Annotated in this window: 19 protein-coding genes and 1 pseudogene; 5 read left to right on the forward strand and 15 right to left on the reverse strand. The window is 66.5% G+C overall.

From position 1 onward, the window contains the following. Window positions 1–6: 6 nt before the first annotated feature. A complete protein-coding gene (locus ACLF5H_RS16625) occupies window positions 7–351 on the forward strand; it encodes a MazG-like family protein (RefSeq protein ID WP_421676845.1) in 345 nt (114 codons plus the stop codon). Window positions 352–363: 12 nt separating this feature from the next. Here the strand turns inward: ACLF5H_RS16625 and ACLF5H_RS16630 are convergent, their stop codons facing one another. From ACLF5H_RS16630 to ACLF5H_RS16675, 10 genes are all read right to left on the reverse strand, one after another. Continuing rightward, entirely contained in the window at window positions 364–738 is a 375-nt protein-coding gene (locus ACLF5H_RS16630) for a hypothetical protein (RefSeq protein WP_421676846.1), read from the reverse strand. 58 nt (window positions 739–796) lie between these two features. Then, entirely contained in the window at window positions 797–922 is a 126-nt protein-coding gene (locus ACLF5H_RS16635; RefSeq protein WP_421676847.1) for a hypothetical protein, read from the reverse strand. A gap of 23 nt (window positions 923–945) precedes the next feature. Next, entirely contained in the window at window positions 946–1,350 is a 405-nt protein-coding gene (locus ACLF5H_RS16640) for a hypothetical protein (protein WP_421676848.1), read from the reverse strand. Between the two features lie 17 nt (window positions 1,351–1,367). After that, on the reverse strand, window positions 1,368–2,036 hold the full coding sequence (locus tag ACLF5H_RS16645; RefSeq protein WP_421676849.1) for a contact-dependent growth inhibition system immunity protein: 669 nt from the start codon (window positions 2,034–2,036) through the stop codon (window positions 1,368–1,370). A 72-nt stretch (window positions 2,037–2,108) separates the two neighbouring features. Continuing rightward, on the reverse strand, window positions 2,109–2,408 hold the full coding sequence (locus ACLF5H_RS16650) for an RNase A-like domain-containing protein (protein WP_421676850.1): 300 nt from the start codon (window positions 2,406–2,408) through the stop codon (window positions 2,109–2,111). 13 nt (window positions 2,409–2,421) lie between these two features. After that, window positions 2,422–2,979, reverse strand: coding sequence for a hypothetical protein (locus ACLF5H_RS16655; protein WP_421676851.1), 558 nt, complete (start codon window positions 2,977–2,979; stop codon window positions 2,422–2,424). A gap of 105 nt (window positions 2,980–3,084) precedes the next feature. Beyond that, a complete protein-coding gene (locus ACLF5H_RS16660) occupies window positions 3,085–3,657 on the reverse strand; it encodes a hypothetical protein (protein WP_421676852.1) in 573 nt (190 codons plus the stop codon). 151 nt (window positions 3,658–3,808) lie between these two features. Beyond that, entirely contained in the window at window positions 3,809–5,755 is a 1,947-nt protein-coding gene (locus tag ACLF5H_RS16665; RefSeq protein ID WP_421676853.1) for an RNase A-like domain-containing protein, read from the reverse strand. Beyond that, on the reverse strand, window positions 5,755–6,066 hold the full coding sequence (locus ACLF5H_RS16670; RefSeq protein ID WP_421676854.1) for a WXG100 family type VII secretion target: 312 nt from the start codon (window positions 6,064–6,066) through the stop codon (window positions 5,755–5,757). Before ACLF5H_RS16670 ends, ACLF5H_RS16665 begins: the two co-directional genes overlap by 1 nt. A 55-nt stretch (window positions 6,067–6,121) precedes the next feature. After that, entirely contained in the window at window positions 6,122–6,541 is a 420-nt protein-coding gene (locus ACLF5H_RS16675; RefSeq protein WP_421676855.1) for a WXG100 family type VII secretion target, read from the reverse strand. A 178-nt stretch (window positions 6,542–6,719) separates the two neighbouring features. Between ACLF5H_RS16675 and ACLF5H_RS16680 the strand changes: the two genes are divergently transcribed. Beyond that, window positions 6,720–7,526, forward strand: coding sequence for an alpha/beta fold hydrolase (locus ACLF5H_RS16680; protein WP_421676856.1), 807 nt, complete (start codon window positions 6,720–6,722; stop codon window positions 7,524–7,526). Between the two features lie 200 nt (window positions 7,527–7,726). Here ACLF5H_RS16680 and ACLF5H_RS16685 read toward each other — a convergent pair whose 3' ends face one another. The 3 genes and pseudogenes from ACLF5H_RS16685 to ACLF5H_RS16695 form a co-directional block, all read right to left on the reverse strand. Then, window positions 7,727–8,080 carry a hypothetical protein gene (locus tag ACLF5H_RS16685; RefSeq protein WP_421676857.1) on the reverse strand — a complete coding sequence of 118 codons (354 nt, stop codon included), beginning with the start codon at window positions 8,078–8,080 and terminating at the stop codon, window positions 7,727–7,729. 16 nt (window positions 8,081–8,096) lie between these two features. Beyond that, window positions 8,097–9,083 (reverse strand): transcriptional regulator, encoded by a 987-nt coding sequence (locus ACLF5H_RS16690; RefSeq protein ID WP_421676867.1) that lies wholly within the window; start codon window positions 9,081–9,083, stop codon window positions 8,097–8,099. Between the two features lie 87 nt (window positions 9,084–9,170). Then, window positions 9,171–9,353: pseudogene (locus ACLF5H_RS16695) on the reverse strand (helix-turn-helix domain-containing protein); the annotation flags it as partial. Window positions 9,354–9,811: 458 nt separating this feature from the next. Here ACLF5H_RS16695 and tgmA point away from each other — a divergent pair. Together tgmA and ACLF5H_RS16705 are read left to right on the forward strand one after the other, a co-directional pair. Continuing rightward, window positions 9,812–10,162, forward strand: coding sequence for a putative ATP-grasp-modified RiPP (gene tgmA / locus ACLF5H_RS16700; RefSeq protein WP_421676858.1), 351 nt, complete (start codon window positions 9,812–9,814; stop codon window positions 10,160–10,162). Between the two features lie 245 nt (window positions 10,163–10,407). Continuing rightward, window positions 10,408–12,117, forward strand: a complete 1,710-nt coding sequence (locus ACLF5H_RS16705) for a protein kinase domain-containing protein (RefSeq protein WP_421676859.1) — start codon at window positions 10,408–10,410, stop codon at window positions 12,115–12,117. A gap of 143 nt (window positions 12,118–12,260) precedes the next feature. On the opposite strand, the gene ACLF5H_RS16710 is transcribed toward ACLF5H_RS16705, so the two are convergent. Continuing rightward, window positions 12,261–13,592 (reverse strand): hypothetical protein, encoded by a 1,332-nt coding sequence (locus ACLF5H_RS16710; RefSeq protein WP_421676860.1) that lies wholly within the window; start codon window positions 13,590–13,592, stop codon window positions 12,261–12,263. Then, window positions 13,589–14,269 (reverse strand): hypothetical protein, encoded by a 681-nt coding sequence (locus ACLF5H_RS16715; RefSeq protein ID WP_093782045.1) that lies wholly within the window; start codon window positions 14,267–14,269, stop codon window positions 13,589–13,591. The genes ACLF5H_RS16710 and ACLF5H_RS16715 overlap by 4 nt, the downstream gene beginning before the upstream one ends. 608 nt (window positions 14,270–14,877) lie before the next feature. On the opposite strand from ACLF5H_RS16715, the gene ACLF5H_RS16720 reads away from it, so the two are divergent. Next, window positions 14,878–15,495 (forward strand): hypothetical protein, encoded by a 618-nt coding sequence (locus ACLF5H_RS16720; protein ID WP_421676861.1) that lies wholly within the window; start codon window positions 14,878–14,880, stop codon window positions 15,493–15,495. The last annotated feature ends 108 nt before the right edge of the window (window positions 15,496–15,603 follow it).

Genomic DNA, 15,603 nt, shown 5'->3' on the forward strand with positions numbered 1-15,603 from the left:
CCCCGCATGACCACCCCTGACTCGACCCCCCTGCCCCTCTGGCCCGCCATCGACGAACTCTTCTCCCGCCTGGAGGCCACCCGGGCGGCCCAACCCGGCCGGGAGGACCTGCTGTTGCGCATCCTCAAGCTGTCGGAGGAGGCCGGAGAAGTCGCGGAGGCGGTGATCGGCGCGACCGGCCAGAACCCCCGCAAGGGCGTCACCCACACCTGGGACGACGTCCAGGCCGAACTGTGCGACGTGGTCATCACCGCCCTGGTCGCCCTGCGGACCCTGACCCCGGAACCCAGGGATGTGTTCGAACGGCATCTGAAGCGGGTGCGGGAGCGTCCGCTGAGGCCGTCGGTGTAGCCGGCGCGAGGATCAGCCGTCCTCGAAACGTCTGTTCCGTCGCTCGGCCGCCACCGCCACGGTGTGCACGATCCGGGCCGGCGAGAGCGCGCCGACAGGGTCGTCCGCGTACCTGCGGATCTGGATGGGGCCCACTTCGTCCGGCCGTTCTCGGCCCTCCTTGGCGAAGGCCGGCAATGTACGGAAAGGGACCTCAGGCAGGCCCAGTACGAGCCTCTGCCACTCCTGGAGCAGGCGGAATCCGAGGGACTCTCCGGCCGTCGCGTCGGTGCGCGCCCGCTGCCAGGCGGCCCGCAGGCCGTCACCTCTCGTGGTCTCCCCCGGCTTGTCCCGCAGTGCGGTCGCGGCCAGGATTCCGTCGCGGCGCCCGCGGATCGGACCGGTCACATCCCGGACGTCGCCCCAATCGACCTCCCGACGGACGCGAAGCCAAGCCTGCAGATCGTCACGCACCATGCTCCCCGATGATGTCGCGCGCCTTTCCCACCGCCTCGGCGTCCGGCGCGACCCAGCTCTCGAACTCGCCGTCGACGACGTCGTCCGCCAGTTCCTCGGCGTCCTCGGAGGCCAAGCCCGTCGATTCGAGGTACCAGGTCAGTGTCCGCGCTCGCGGGAGCGTCGCCTTTCTTCCTCGCCTGCGTCGGCATCACCGTCGGGCGCGGACTCGGCGAAGAGCGCGGCCAGCTCCTCCAGCCACGAACGCCACTCCAGCAAAACCGCTGTGTACCTCCGCGCTTGAGCATCCAGGTCACCGGCGGTGCCACCGAGAGGTTTCCTGACGAGGGCGCCCGAGTCGGGGTTCTGATCCACGTTCCCGTACCAGCCGAAAGCCCAGGATCCGTAGCGTTCGGCCAAGCCACTGGCCACCGAATGGGACGACACCAGCCCGCGTGGCCCACCCGCCGCCGGATCCGACGACGACACCACTTCGCGTACAACGGCGAGCGCTTGCCCGGGATCGAACGGGTGCGTGGCCGGATCCATGTCTGCCCACGTCATCGAATCGGTGTCCAGGCTCAGTTCTCGCCGGTCGGTACGGCGAGTTGGCCCGCGAGGACCGCCAGCCAGCCGCTGGGTGAGTAGGGGGCGGGGGGATCGATCTCCATGCCGAGTTCCGCGAGGGCGAGGGCGTGGTCGGGCTCGTCCAGGTCCAGGGCGAGCAGCTCTTGCAGCTCTCCGACGAGGCGGGCCACGAGGTGGCGGTCGGTGGAGTCGCGGTAGTCCTCGACGGCGGCGTGATGGTCGTCGAACTCGTCCGGCATGTCCTGGGAGAACCATCCCCCGAGGAACTGCCCCAGCTCCGGGAAGCGGGCGTGCCACTCCCAGTGGGTGGCCGGGACCGCGGGCGGCGGCACCTCCCCCGTCTCGATGCTGTGCTTGATGTGGTCGGCGAGGCAGCGCAGCCAGGACTGGATCTCGCCCTGGGGCAGGCCGACATCGGGGATGGCGTAGAACTCGCCGAGCCGCAGCCGGAGTCGTCCGGGCGGGTTGTCGGCGTACTCCCGCAACTGCCGTTCGGCGGTGGCGAGGGCCCATGGCCGGGTGTGCCAGGTGTGCCGGAGGTAGGCGGTCAGGGCCGGGCCGGGCTGTTCCGGGGTGTCGTCCGCGGGTTGCCCGAGGTAGGCGCGCATGACCTGGTCGAGCTCGCCGTAACGGCGGTCGTGTTCGAGGGGGCTCAGGGGCACGGTGGTCAGCCTCTACGGGTCGATGAGTCTACGGGTCTACGGGTCGATGGGTCTACGGCTCTACAGAGAGATTCAGAGATAGATCGGGAATGTGGAGTACACGGTGAAGCCGTGCGGGCGGGCGGGGTCACGGCTGAGGACCACCCGGGCGGCCCGCACCTCGACGGGCTCCCGGCCGGCCAGCATCATCGCCTGCAACAACACCCGCCCGACCGGCTCCTCCCGCGCGGGCCAGGCCGCCTCGATGCTCAACCGCGCCCGCGTGGACTGCGCGAGCCAGCGGTGGATGAGCTGCTCGTTGGCGGTGACGACCTGCTGGGTGGCCCATTGGGCGGTGTCGCGGTCGGGATAGGTGGCACTTCTGGTGCGCATCCAGGCCTTCCTTTCAGTCTTCCCAGAATGCCCAGAAAACCGCTACCTCTGTGTCGGACACGACGACGACTCCGCAGTCCGTGGTGTACACGGAAAGACAGGACCACTCGGTGTCCGGGTTCAGCAGATCGGCATCTCGATTTTCGTAGGCATCTGACGCGTTGGTGAAGAAGAGAGAGTTCGAGTCGAACCTGGAGAGGATTTCCTCGGAACTCTTGAACAAGCTTTCCTTGCGGCTTTCGAAATCGCGAATACCGGCCACTTGGAAGAATTCTCCCTTGAGTGCCACCAGGAGCTGGGAGGCCGGCCTTCTGCTGATTTCGTAGAGGCTTTCTTCCAGTTGCTCGGGGGACCACAGCACGAAAGGGGCCCCGATGCCGCTTCGGTCCTCGTTGGTCTCCGGCGCAAGGTTGATCGACTTCCAGCCGCGCGGGTCGGCGACCTTGAGGGCCATCACCGCCGCCACGTCCCGCCGCCAGTCCTCGTACCGTCTCGGCCCCACCCGTGCGAAGGTCCAGCCGCCCCCGTACAGGTCGAAGAGGGCGGACTTCCACGACGCAGCGTCAAGCACGATAATTCACCATTCCGCTATAAATTCGTTCATGAGTTCGGGAGATTGTCACTGGGGGTCGAGGTGGGTACCGTATACGGCTTTCAGCCGAAGCCCCCTCGACTGTCAACTGCGGGGCGTCCAGAGCGGTGCGTGGGATTCCTTCAGATGATCGACGCAGTGCCGGGCGAGCAGTGGGAAGAAGTCGAGGAAGTCCTCGCTGCCGGACCCGCCGCCCATCCCCTCGCAGAAGAACGCCTCCATCTGCTCCTCGGTATGGAAAAGGGCGAGAGCCTGGGCGCACTCAGACACGACACTCGGCAACTGCCACGGGCACCGCGGGTGCGCCTCCTCGATGAACAGGCGGATTCCGTCCTCCACCGTGGAGTCCTGCATGTCGTCGCTGATCGCCACGCCATCCTGCCCCCAGTAGATCGGCAGGATCTGGGAGAACCGCGGGAAGCGCAGAAGCAACTCACCCGTACCCAGCGGAACATCTTCGGAGGACCCCCACTTACCACTCTCCAGATGCTCGGCGATCTCCCGGAGAACCTGGGGCGTGCGATCCTCGGTCTCCGCGCGAGGAATCCGGCCCAGCGCCTCATCCTCGGGACGAACCTCGAACAGCTCGGCGGCCACGCGCAGTTCGGCGGCGATCTCCCGCAGATTGCGGCCGCCGTCCTGCTCGGCGGTCCGCATGCCGCGGATGAGGGGAAACAGCCGCCCCCGCCAGTGAGCGGAGTCGTCTGGAATCCTTTTGCCCCACCCGTCGTACGGGGCGAGGAGTACACGAGCCCCCTGAAGGCTCCAGTAATCGACAGATCTCAAACTCGTCACGCGATCATCCTACTTATTGCACATTTTTCGGCATCGAGGTCATCACTGTGAAGGGGGGATCAAGGTCCCCGTTGTAGATGAGCCGCGTCTCGACACCCTTCACCGGCCTCGCTTTATCCGCCGGGAAAGGATCGCCCTTCAGCTCCGCCTTGCTGATGCTCCGGCCGCTGTCTCCGTACGGAGTACTGGGGACGCTGATGTCCAGGCGCTTCTGCTTGTCGGGGTCATTGTCCTTGTGCTTGGCAATCCATTCGCTGATCTCCTTGGAGTTCTGGTCGATGTTGTACTGTGTCATCTTCTGTGCGGAATCCAGGTCGGAGAAGGTCGACGCCTCCCCGACCTGGGGCTGGCCATAAGGCCAGTCCGTACCTGGGCGAGGCGGTTTCTTGAGCTCGTCGCGCAGACGTTGCGCCAACTGCTCATCGGTCAGGCCGACATGCTTGGTGACGGTGTGCGAGTTCTCCATCCACTCCGTCGAGGCCAGATCGACCTTGTACACCCCGTGGTCCGCGTCACCCGGTGTGCTCCACTTGTGCTCGTTCTTGAAATCGTTGAGCGAGCGCGCCCCGAACGCCTCGGCCCGCGCCTCTTCCGCCACATAGGTCGGAGCGCTCAGCGCCGCCTCGTTCAGCTCGGGGATGAGTGCCCGAAGCTTCTCCGCCCCCTCATGGAACGCCTTGTTGTAGTCGTCCACCGCTTTGTCGGCCCCGGACTTGTCCATGTGCGAGCGGAAGACCATGACGATCTTGCCGAACGTGGCGACAGCGGCCACCTTGGTGAACTCTTCCCAGCTGAAGCCGTCGGGCGTCAGGTCCTTGACCGTGGCCTTGGCCGCCTCGGCGCCGAGGTGCTCGGTGATCTCGCGGCACTTCTCCGCGGCGGTCGCCGCGTCATGGAACGCCGTCTTCATGTCGTCGCTGGTCTTCTTCAGGACCTCGATGATGGGCCGACGGTCGGACGGTGCCATCGAGGGATTGGTGCGCCAGTCCCGGCCGCCGATTTCCTTGGGACCCATGAAGCCGCCGTCCGGCTTCCAACTTCGCCCCCAGGCGGTGGTGCCCCAGATCGACTGGCAGAAGGCGTTCATGGCGCTCTGCCACTCACTGTTGCCGCTGTCTGTCAGGTACGCCAAGCAACTGGTGAACGACTCGGCGGACTTCTGCGCGGACTTCCCCGCGGCTTCCCAGGCATTTCCGATACTGCGCAGATCGTCGGTCTCGGCTCCGGGAGTGATCTCAGCCGTCTTGCCCAGCCTCAGGCCCTCCTCGATGGCGGGCTTGATCAAGTCGGCCAAGAAGTCCGGGACATCGCCGATCGCGCCCACGAAGGGGATATCCGAGTCATCGCCGGTCCCCGTCCACTTGATCGCGGCGACCGGACCGTAGGACACATTGCCCACGCCGATCGGAGGGTCTCTGCGCGGTGGTGGCCCGTAGACACCGCGGGACGCCCAGTCGGCTGCTATGTAGTTGTTCGCGGTGAGGGTCAGCCCTACAGCGACCCCACCGATGCTGGCCACGGCTTTCGCCCAGACCTCCAGGAACAGCCTGGCGACATCGTCGTACGCCTGCGCGAAGTCGTCGGGGCCTGATCCCTTTCCAGCCGCCTGCCGGTGATTCACGTCCTCGACCAGGTGTGTGGCGGCCTCGTGGAAGGTGAATTGTTCGTCGCGGACGAGCGCGGACGTGTAGTAGACGTGACCGGGGTCGATGTGGAAACCCTTGCCGTCACTTCCCGGTGGGGCCTGTTTCAGCTGCTCCCGCTCCCACTCGCGGCGGGCGTCCGACGGCCGGCCGTCGACGCCGGTGGGAGGTGGTGGCGGAGGCTTGTAGTTCGGATCCGGGGAGGTCCCGGGACTGGGACTCGGCAGCTTGGGCGAACTCGGCTCGGAGTTCGAAGGGTGCGGGTCGGCCGAGGGACTGGCAGAGGGAGACGGCCGTGGCGGGAAGGGGGTCGCCATCAGGCCGCCCCCCAGCCACGCAGTACCGCGCGGTGCGCCGCGGCATAGTTGGCGTGACCGGTGGTGACGTACTCGTGCAGCCACTTCTGGGCAGCCTGAAGATTCTGGGCAGAGCGGTCCCACTCGTCGAGCTTCTGGACGAAGATCTCGCGGGCTTCACCCTTCCAGGACAGGACGACCGGTTCCGCACGGTCGAAAAGATCCTCCAGCTTGGCGTTGAGTTGTTTGAGGATGTCTTCCAGGTCGGAGGCGAGTTCGTGAAGTGTGGAGAACGAGACGGTGATGTGGTCGTCGCCGGAACCAGCCGACATGATCCCCCTTGTGTCGGTAACCGTGGCAGGGCGCCTTGTTCAGCGCTTCTGAGCGTCAGAATCCGTCGAGTGCGCTGCGCGGGTGAGCTGGTGTGTCATCGGCTTTGGCATACGGCGTGGAGAGCTTATCGACCGCGCTGTCTATGTCGATGTGGATCCGCCGCATGTGTTCGAGAACCTGTAGGTCATCGGCGCTGAAGCCGTCGCGGCTCAGCCGCACAGCCTCTTCGAGCTGTTTCATCACTTCCCGGATCCGCACGGCGTCCTCGGCCGCCGCGCGATGGAAGTCCCGGTACGCCGTCGCCGCGGGCCCCCGCCAGCCGGCCTCGACGCGGTCGACCAACTCGTCCATGCGGCGGACCTGTTGGTCGAGGTGGCTCTGCATGTGGTCGAGATCGTTGGCCAGTCTGGTCAGGTCCTCGGACGACACACGCAGATCGGCACCTTGCCCCTGCCCCGTCCCTCGCTCGCTCATGTCGCATCTCCCCCGGTCACCGGCGGTACCAGCGGCCCGCCGACGGGGCCATTCTACGGCGGCCCCCTCGGAAGACTCCCTGCGTGCGGGCGTGCGGGCGTGCGGGCGAGGCGGGCTCCGCACGGGCTGTCGGCAGTCTGTCGGTGCGTTGTCGGCCGACCGGTACAAGGTGGTGGGCATGGTTGAGCTTCTTGCGACATCTGACGACGGCCGCACCGTCACCGCTCTCGACGCCGGATCCGGGCCGAACCTGCTGGTGGTCCACCCGGGCGGCGGTGACGCGACGGCCTGGGACGGCGTCACCCGCCATCTCACCGACGACTTCCGCGTCGTCAGGATCCGACGGCGGATCTACGTTCCCGGAGCGGACATCGCCCTGCCGCACTCGATGGCCGTCGAGGCGGCCGACATTCTCGCCGTCGCGGAGCTCCTGGAGCCCCCTGTGCTTCTTGTGGGGCATTCCTCGGGCGCCGTCGCCGCGCTGGAAGCGGCGCTGCTGGACCCATCAGCGTTCGCCGGACTGTTCCTCTACGAACCGCCGATGCCCACCAAGGAGTTGATCGCCGGGGCAGCGGGAGCCCATGCCCGTGCCGCGTTGGACGGGGGCGACCCGGTCGAGGCGATGCGGATCCATATGCGGGACGTGGTCCGCATGCCGGCCGCCGTGGTCGACGCCATGTTCGCCGACCGGCACACGCGAGCGGTGTTGTCCGCGTACGCGGCGGCGCAGATCGCGGACGACGAAGCGATCGACGCGCTCGGTGTCGGTGTCGATCGCTTCGCGACGCTCCACACGCCGACAACCCTGGCCGAGGGCGAACTCAGCCCCTCTCACCTGCGCGCACGTCTGGCCGACCTGGCGGCGGCCCTGCCGAACGCGCGGATCGTCACCCTCACCGGCCAGGGACACGTCGCCCACCTCACCGCTCCCGACACCCTGGCCGACGCCGTTCGGGACATGGCGGGACGGGTGACCGGGCGGTAGGAAACACGCAGGACACGTCAGACACATCGCCCACGAGGCTGAGCGGCAGACGAGCCGGGCCGTACGCCGGGGACAGTCGCCGCAACACTATGACGTGCGCAAACGTGCAGGGATGGTGCTTCCGTGGCTACTTTGATGGCTACGTAACAAGACGTCCCCGTCCGGATCGGCCCCGGACGGGGACGTCGTCGCTCCTGAGGTCAGACGGTCTGCTCGATACGTTCGAAGATGTCCGTGTCCGTCTCCTGCTGCCAGGTCGGCAGGTCGGCCCAGTCGGCGACGTATCCCGGCTTGGGGTCCTCGAAGTGCTTGAACATCTGGGCGGTCCAGCAGATCGCGACGAATCGGCCCTTCTGCTCGCGGGTGAGCCGGGCCGCATGCCCGTCGCTGACCTCGATGAAGTCGCGCACCTGCCCGTACACGGCGGTGGCGGCTTCGCGCTCCCACTCGGGCGTCTCGTCCCACGGCGTGATGTAGCCGGGCTTCGGCTCGCCGGGATAGTGCTTGTTCACACCGTCGATCCACGCCTCGCGGAAGATCCGGCCGTCGTCCATGCGCGTGTACCTCTCGTCATGCGGTGCGCGGAAGCGCCGCGATTCGGTGACCAAGAGTCGAGACTCGGTCATCGGACATGAGCGGGGCAAGACGCCCGCGAAGCGCGTCCAGCTTCTTGCCGATGAATCCCGAATTCGACCGGTCGGCCAGTCTGAGGGCTTGCTCCGCGTAGTGCACAACCTGGTCGATGTCCCGTCTGTGCGCCCCGAGCACGGCGAGGTCGCTCAGAACAGCGGCGCGGCGACGCAGGGACAGAGGCTGGGCAAGGGCTGCGGTGAGCGCTTCCTCGGCGAGATCAGGGCGGTCCAGTTGGAGGTAGCAGGCCCCTCTCTCCTCGGCCAGGCGAGAGCCGTCGAAGCGGAGCCAGCCGCCGTTGTGAGAGTGAGCGCCGTCGAGGGCCTGCACCTTCTCGGCTTCATCCAGAGCCCGGTTGCACGCGTCGAGATCGCCCACGGCCGCGTACGCCTGCGCCTGGACGGCCGCGACCCAGTGACGGGTGGAGAGAGCGTCGTTGCCCCTGCGGGCGATGCGGAATGCCGCCGCGAGCAGAGGTTGGGCAGCGTGCGCACGGCGCGCGTACAGCTCGACGTACGCATGGCGAGTCATGGCGCAGGCCCACAGGTCGTGGTCGCCACCGGCATAGGCCGCGTTGGCGGCCAGTGTGTAGCACTGCGCGGCGTCGGTGTACCGGTTGGCGTCGAAGAACAGCTCACCGACGAGCTGGTAGAGGTCGGCCGTCATCCGGCACAGTCGGGACCGATCCGCAGCAGTGCGGGACTCGGTCAGCCCCTTCACCATCACATCGAGCTGTGCCCGTACCGCAGGGGAGACGACCTGCTTGGAGTCCGATAGCGCGTAGACCTGCCAGAGGCTGCGGTGTAGGGCGTCCCCCGTCTCCAAGAGCGTCGATGCAGCCCGCCCTCGGGCGGCCTCACCGGGATCGGGAAGAGCGACCAGCGCACCCGTAACGGCAAGCAGGCCCAGGACTTCGCGACGCTTCATGTCGTCATCATCACCATGGAGGAGGGGTGGAGCAGCGGGGAGCCCGGCTGTCTCGGCCGGCTGCTCGTCGGAGAGAAGGGCTTCCAGCTCCGGAAGGGTCACTCCCAACAGCTCTGCGATCTTCGACCGTTGGTGGGGGCGCGGGGTGGCGCGACCACTCTCCCAACGGACCACGGTGGACGCGGCCACCGAGAGCGCTTCCGCGAATTCCTCCTGAGAGTAACCCCGGGCCGCGCGCCGTTCCGCAAAGTGCTTACGCCTCGACGTCATAGGCCTCCCCTCACGAGAACCCTTTCACGCACTCATGCCCGCCACGCGCCAACGCCTGGAAAAGGCCCGGGCATTGCGCGCGCTTCGCTCTGGGAGAAGGTAACGGATCGTCGTTCACTGGTCACATACCGCCCGGAGGCCGAAGGGCCCCGGCGACTCCCCGCAGAGAGGAGCGATCGCGTGACGACCTCCGGACTGCTCCGCAGGAACCCCACCGCCCGTGGCCGTACGTGACATCGCCTCACGTGGGGAGGGCGTGCTCATCGCCGTCACACACGAGCTCCACAGCCACGGGACGGTCCGCATCGCGCCCATCCGACCCGCGTCCGGAGTCGAGTGGACGACTGCGGCCGACAGCATCCAGGCCGCTCACCCCTGTGCCGTCGCCCACAGATCGCCGTCCGCGCCCTCCGGCGCAGGCGGTTTCCCGCACCACGCCCTTCAGCCCAAGGAGTCACATGACCACCTCTGTCGCACTCCCTTCCCCCACGCGGCCGTGGGGTGCGAGCCGACTCGCGCCCTACCCGACGGCCATCCGTCGACCCCACGCCACGGTCGCCATCGACCCCACGACGCAGCTCGGGGTGTTCCGCGACCGCGTCGGGCAGGTGGTCGACATGGGCAAGCACGGCACCAGCTCCGGTACCGAGACCTCCGTGACAAACCGATACGGGAGGCCCGTGCAGAGCAGCGACTTCAACGAGAAGTGGCAGCGAGTCGTCCCCCGGGCCGGACTCCCTGAGCGCGCCCGTTTCCATGATCTCAAGAGCTTCTTACACCTCCACTCTCGGCGGCCCAGGCAAGCATGATCCGAAGACAGTCCAATCCCTCTCGCGTCATGCCCGGTTCACCGAAACCTGGGACGTCTATGCCCGCCCACCGAAGATTGCAGAGGGTCTGACGGTGACCGTTTTCGCCCAGGCATTCCACTCGATGCTGCAGCGGCCCAACGGGTGTTGAGTGCGGCGCGAGCATCTCGTTCGCCGCGCACCTGTGACCGAACCGCTGCGACTCTTCCGTCGCTACCGGGGCGGGCGCACGGCGGGGGCGGGCTGTGGTTCTTGAGCTGCGCGGCGCATTACGTCGATACGATCTGCCCATCGTTGCGGCCGATGTGCGCCGTGAGCCGCTTGGGGGAGCCGTCGTGTCCAACCGTGTTCAGCCGGTCCAGCCCGGCGATCCGCGCCGGGTGGGTCCCTACCGCATCGTGGGGCGGCTGGGCTCCGGCGGTATGGGTACGGTGTACGCCGCTCTCACGGCTACTGGCGAGCGGGTCGCCGTCAAGGTCGTGCATCCGGGACAGGCCGCAGACGATGAGTTCCGTGCTCGGTTCCGGCGGGAAGTGCAGCTCTCCCAGCGCGTCACCGGGCCGTGCCTGGTTCCGGTCCGCGACGCCGACGCCCAAGCTGCGACGCCCTGGCTCGTCACGCCCTACGTCTCCGGCCTCACCCTCGGCGAGCACGTGACGGCCAACGGCCCCTTGTCCGGAGGGCGTCTGTACGCGCTGGCTACCGGCACCGCAGCCGCACTCGCCGCTGTACACGCCCAGGGCGTCATCCACCGGGACGTGAAGCCGCAGAACGTCATCCTGGCCCCCTCCGGACCACAGGTCCTGGACTTCGGCATCGCCCACGCCTTGGACGGCACTTCGGTCACCCGCACCGGAGTGATGACCGGCACGCCCGGCTGGATCAGTCCCGAGCACTACCGCACCGGCGCCGTCGGCTCCCCAGGCGACGTGTTTGCCTGGGGAGCCCTCCTCGCCTACGCAGCAACCGGCCGCCCCCCCTTCGGCGGCGGCGCCGCTGATGCGGTGGCCTTCCGCGTCATGCAAGCCGAGCCCGACCTGGACGGCATACCGACCAGCCTGCGGCCCCTGGTGGCCAAGGCCCTGTCCAAAGACCCGTCCGACAGGCCGAGCGCCGCTGAACTCGCGGGTGAGTGCACCGAGTTGCTCTCAGCCCAGGCAACCGCCGTCCTCATATCCGGTGAGCAGCAGCCCACCCTGATATCCGAGCTCGTCAGCGCGCACTGGGACCTGACACCTGAAGCCGAACCCGTCTGGCCCACCCCGCCCGCGCGCAACAACCGCACACGCCTGTATCTGATGGTCGCCGTGACCGCCGCCGTCCTCGGCAGTGTCGGCGGTGCTCTCGCCGCTGCCTCGCAATCATCAAACGCCGCCCACAGCCAGGCCCCCACACCGAGCAGCCACACGAGCGCCGCCACTGCCACCGCCGCGGCCCAGCAGTCCACTTCCCGGGCAACGAGCCCCGCTACAGTCTCCCCCTCGACGCCAGCGACGTCCCCAACGCCCCAACGCGCCAGCGCCCCCTCCCCCGCTTACACCCGCAGCGACAACGCCCAGCCCAACGTGGACGAATGGGCCGCAGCCCGGCTGCCGGCCACCTCGGCCGAGAAGACTGCCGCAGGGCATCTGATCACGGATGCGGAGCCATTGCTTCGAGGACAGCAGTACATGGGTGACACCGTGACCGTGACCTTCAACCCCGCAGCCCAGACCATGTTCGTCACCTTCGGCCCCGGTATCTACCCGGAGGGGCAGGACTACCGTGAAGACACCGAATTCACGGACATCGTCCGCGGCCTGATGTTCGGCAGCTGCTCCGAAGCCCAGCAGAACTTCGGCAACGACAGTGCCTGGCCCTACGGCCGTGCCGTCCTCGTCTACCGGGAGTCCATGGCCAGCCCCACCATCGTCGACTACCGCGAAGTCACCCATATCGACAGCTGCCGCGTGTAGCCCTCGACTCCCTTACGACTCCAAATAAAAGTGGTCAGCTTGGCCTAATGGTCCGGAAACGTCTTGTCGTTAGTCGTCGTTAGCGGCTTGCAGCCGACGTCCGTAAATACGGCTTATCCTGACGTATGGTCGCGCCACGGTGTTCAGCCCCAAGGCACCTTGGCAACGTCGCCTACCCAGCCTCGGATGCAGGTGAGGTCCCGGTAAGTTCCGGTGTATCCGAGCGAATTGAGGATCAGCAACACGAGGTAGTGGCGAGCGAGAAGCCAGGCATCTCGCGTCAACCCGTCCAGTCCGTAGACGCGCTCTTGCGATTCTTGGGGGTGTACCAGCCGGTTCCTGACCCACGTGACGACATCGGCCCCGTCGATGTCCTTGTTCTCCTTTGCCTTCACATCGGCGTCGTACTGCGCGGCTGCCGTCAACAGGCCGGGGTTGATGTCGACAGGAATCTGGGCGTCGCGCAGCACCGTGCGCAGCAGGTCGTGAGCTGGCCGCCGCTTGTACTCCCGCTCGGTCAGAGCACCGCTCAAGACGAGGCTCTGCCACATGATGTGCTCCAAGCCAGCTGTACCCATGATGATTCGCGGCTCGACGAAGTCTCGGCTCCGCAAGGCCGAGATCGCGTACATCATCTGGAAGCGCAGGGGCGTGAGCTTGTCCGGGTCGAGGAAGGCGGCGATCGCCAGACGCAGGAAGTCACCAAGCGAGTCGTGATCTTGGTCGTACCACCAGCCGTCACTGGTCGAGCGTGCCGGGTCACAGTGAGCGACTCGCCACTGTTCCCAAACCACTCGACCATCGCTGCCTTCTCCCACGGGCAGCATCGGGGCAACCCAGCGACCAAGGGCAAACGAGATTCCGACGTGCAGCGCCGTCAGCAACGGGTCGGCTTCGTCGGCCGTAAAGACGGAATCATCGGCGCGACGCACCTCCATGACGTGCGTCATCACGTACACCTCGGTCTTGTGGAGTTCCTGCCAGACCTGCTGGTGGTCAGGACGAACGTCGACCGTGATCTTCCATCCATTGGCTTCGAGCAACCATCGGCCCGACCATTCACGCTTGCCGCGCGGCGTCTCCTCCACCAGCCCCAACGGTCCATGCCAGTTGGGCAGGTTGAACCAATGAACGAGGATTCGGCTCAACGGAGCATCGGAGTTCCCGAAGACGGCTCCGTTCGACCAACCGCCATCGATGTTCCGGGGGAACCCAGGCAAGGTCATGTCGCCCATGGGACGACGAAGCGTCAGGGGAACCTGGTCTCGGTTGGCGAAGCCCGGCGCCGTGCAACCGCCAACCTCCCACTCAAGGTTGAACCCGTTTGAGCAGGTCAGCTCGACGCGGCCGGGGACATCATCTGTGCCGAGCCCACCCATCGGGCCGTCGTGCAGGAGGATGGGCTGGCCCGGTTTGTTGTACGGGTAGACCGGCGTGAGCGGTGGACTTGCTGGAGGCGTGTTCATCGTGGTCAAGCGGTTCCACTCGCTGACGGAGATGAGTTGTCCAGAATCGCGGCCTCGTCGTATCGCCAGCAGTCGTGCTCCAGACCGTCGGCCGGCTGAGATGTCATGAGGTGCTCTTGGATGTCGCGCACATACACCGGCTGTCGGCTTCCCTTGACCACGGTGAATAGCGGATGGATCTCAGCTGCGGCCAGGTTGGCCGATAGAGATGGGTCCTCCCACATCGTGTTCAACACGTAGGCCAAGTGCCGGAGCAGCAGTTGAGTCGAGTCAGGGGTGAAGGCCACGGTACGCGCGAGCTGCGCTGCGCCATGCCCCGCAAAGTTCCTCAGCTTCACGTACTGCGCTGCGGAGTGCGGCAAGGGCCTGGCCTGCGGATCAGCGTGACCCTCCAGGTACCTCACACCCGTCCGAAGAACTTCGGTGCTGCCGTCTGTTCCGCGCTTGCCGCTGACGATCCGGCCGAGCAGTTCGGTGGCATCGAGGGCGAGGAAGAGCGATCCTAGGTGGTAGTTGTGCTCGAAGTTGAGCCCAGATGCCTGCATGAACTCGCGCATGACACCGCAGACGTATGAGGCCTTGCACACGTATGGGTCGAGCCCGGCGATCTGTGCGGCATCGTCCCACCGCGGTGCGTCGTGGGAGAGCTGGACAGTGTGCTGAGCCAGGAGGGGACGGTAGTCCATGACTCCATGGTCCGGCCGACTTTGGGCTTGGGCAACCTCTTCACCCACTGAGCGGCTCAAAAACCCGATCACTAACTACCAAGCGCCAGCCGGTGGGTCACGTCCGAGCAATTCTGGGCATGCCCCATCCCTGCCGCTTACCTCGCCGCCAGCTACGCGACCTTGGCACCACGCCCGGCTGCCGACAGGTGTCGACTGCCTCACACCGCTGCTGGCCGGCACTGAAGCTCTGCCGCCTTTCGGATTCGACTGCGGGCAATGCTGTCTGCAGAAATCTTCGGGACAGATCAGCTCAACCCCTGTCACGCTTAGCCATGGCGACTGCATGGAGTTCATGGAGTTGGGACTGGCGCAGGCTGGACTGCCTCGCTGGTTGCGGCGAGCTCGTCAAGCGCGCCCGCGACTCATGGGTGGAGATCGGCGGCACGCGCTCTGGGAGCTGGTTGATCGGAACACGCGTCGACGTAGGACGCATGTTCTCGGATCCCCTTCCACCACCGAACGACGAACCGCTCTATATGTTGGGGGCGGCTCACCGCGCTTGCCTCGGAACGGCTGTCCAACTCCTCCGCGCGGGCAGAGCCCAACTGGCCGACATCCTGACCACGATGGATATCGACACGAATCTCGAAGGCCAGGCCCACACGAACTGGATGGCCCCTCCACCAGGCCGCTGCCCCTTCTGCCAGGACCCACACGCCCAGCCCACCGACGAGGACATCTACCCCAAGTGGCTCGTGGGCGAGATGAAGCGCCACGGCGTGCGGAGCTCGGATCCCCATCGGCGGCGTATCAACTGGCCGACAACACCTGTCTGTCAACACTGCAACAACACATGGATGTCAACGCTGGAGAACGACGTCAAGGACATCCTCGTCCCGATGTTCTTCCACGTGAGATCGCTGGACGAGCACGCCCAAGGCCGGCGCGCCCTGTGGGCCGCCAAGATGGCCATCCTCTTTGATGCGATAGGCAGCAGCATCGTTCCTCACGGCGCCGGGCAGGGCCTGGAGGTCTTCCGCCAACCGCACCACGGGATGCGGGTCTGGATCGCCGCGTACCACGACGTAAACCCGCTGGCTGTGGTGTCGCGCCCGATCTGCATGCCGGGGAACGATTCAAGTGACGACTTCCTCGGCCTGTGCGTCACCTTCTCAGTGGTCAAGGTCGCGTTCCAGGTCCTCATCCCCTTCCTCGATGGAGACCTCGCTCCCCTAGATGAGTGAGTCCGATGTGTGTGCTGGTCGCGACCATGGCGAAGGGCGCCCGTTGGTCAGTGTGTGAAGACAAACCTGGACGCCCTTCTGGCGGCACTGTACGTGTTCATCGACGAC

Origin of the sequence: Streptomyces sp. LaBMicrA B280, from assembly GCF_049222185.1 — a bacterium.
In the GTDB taxonomy this organism is placed as follows: domain Bacteria; phylum Actinomycetota; class Actinomycetes; order Streptomycetales; family Streptomycetaceae; genus Streptomyces; species Streptomyces murinus.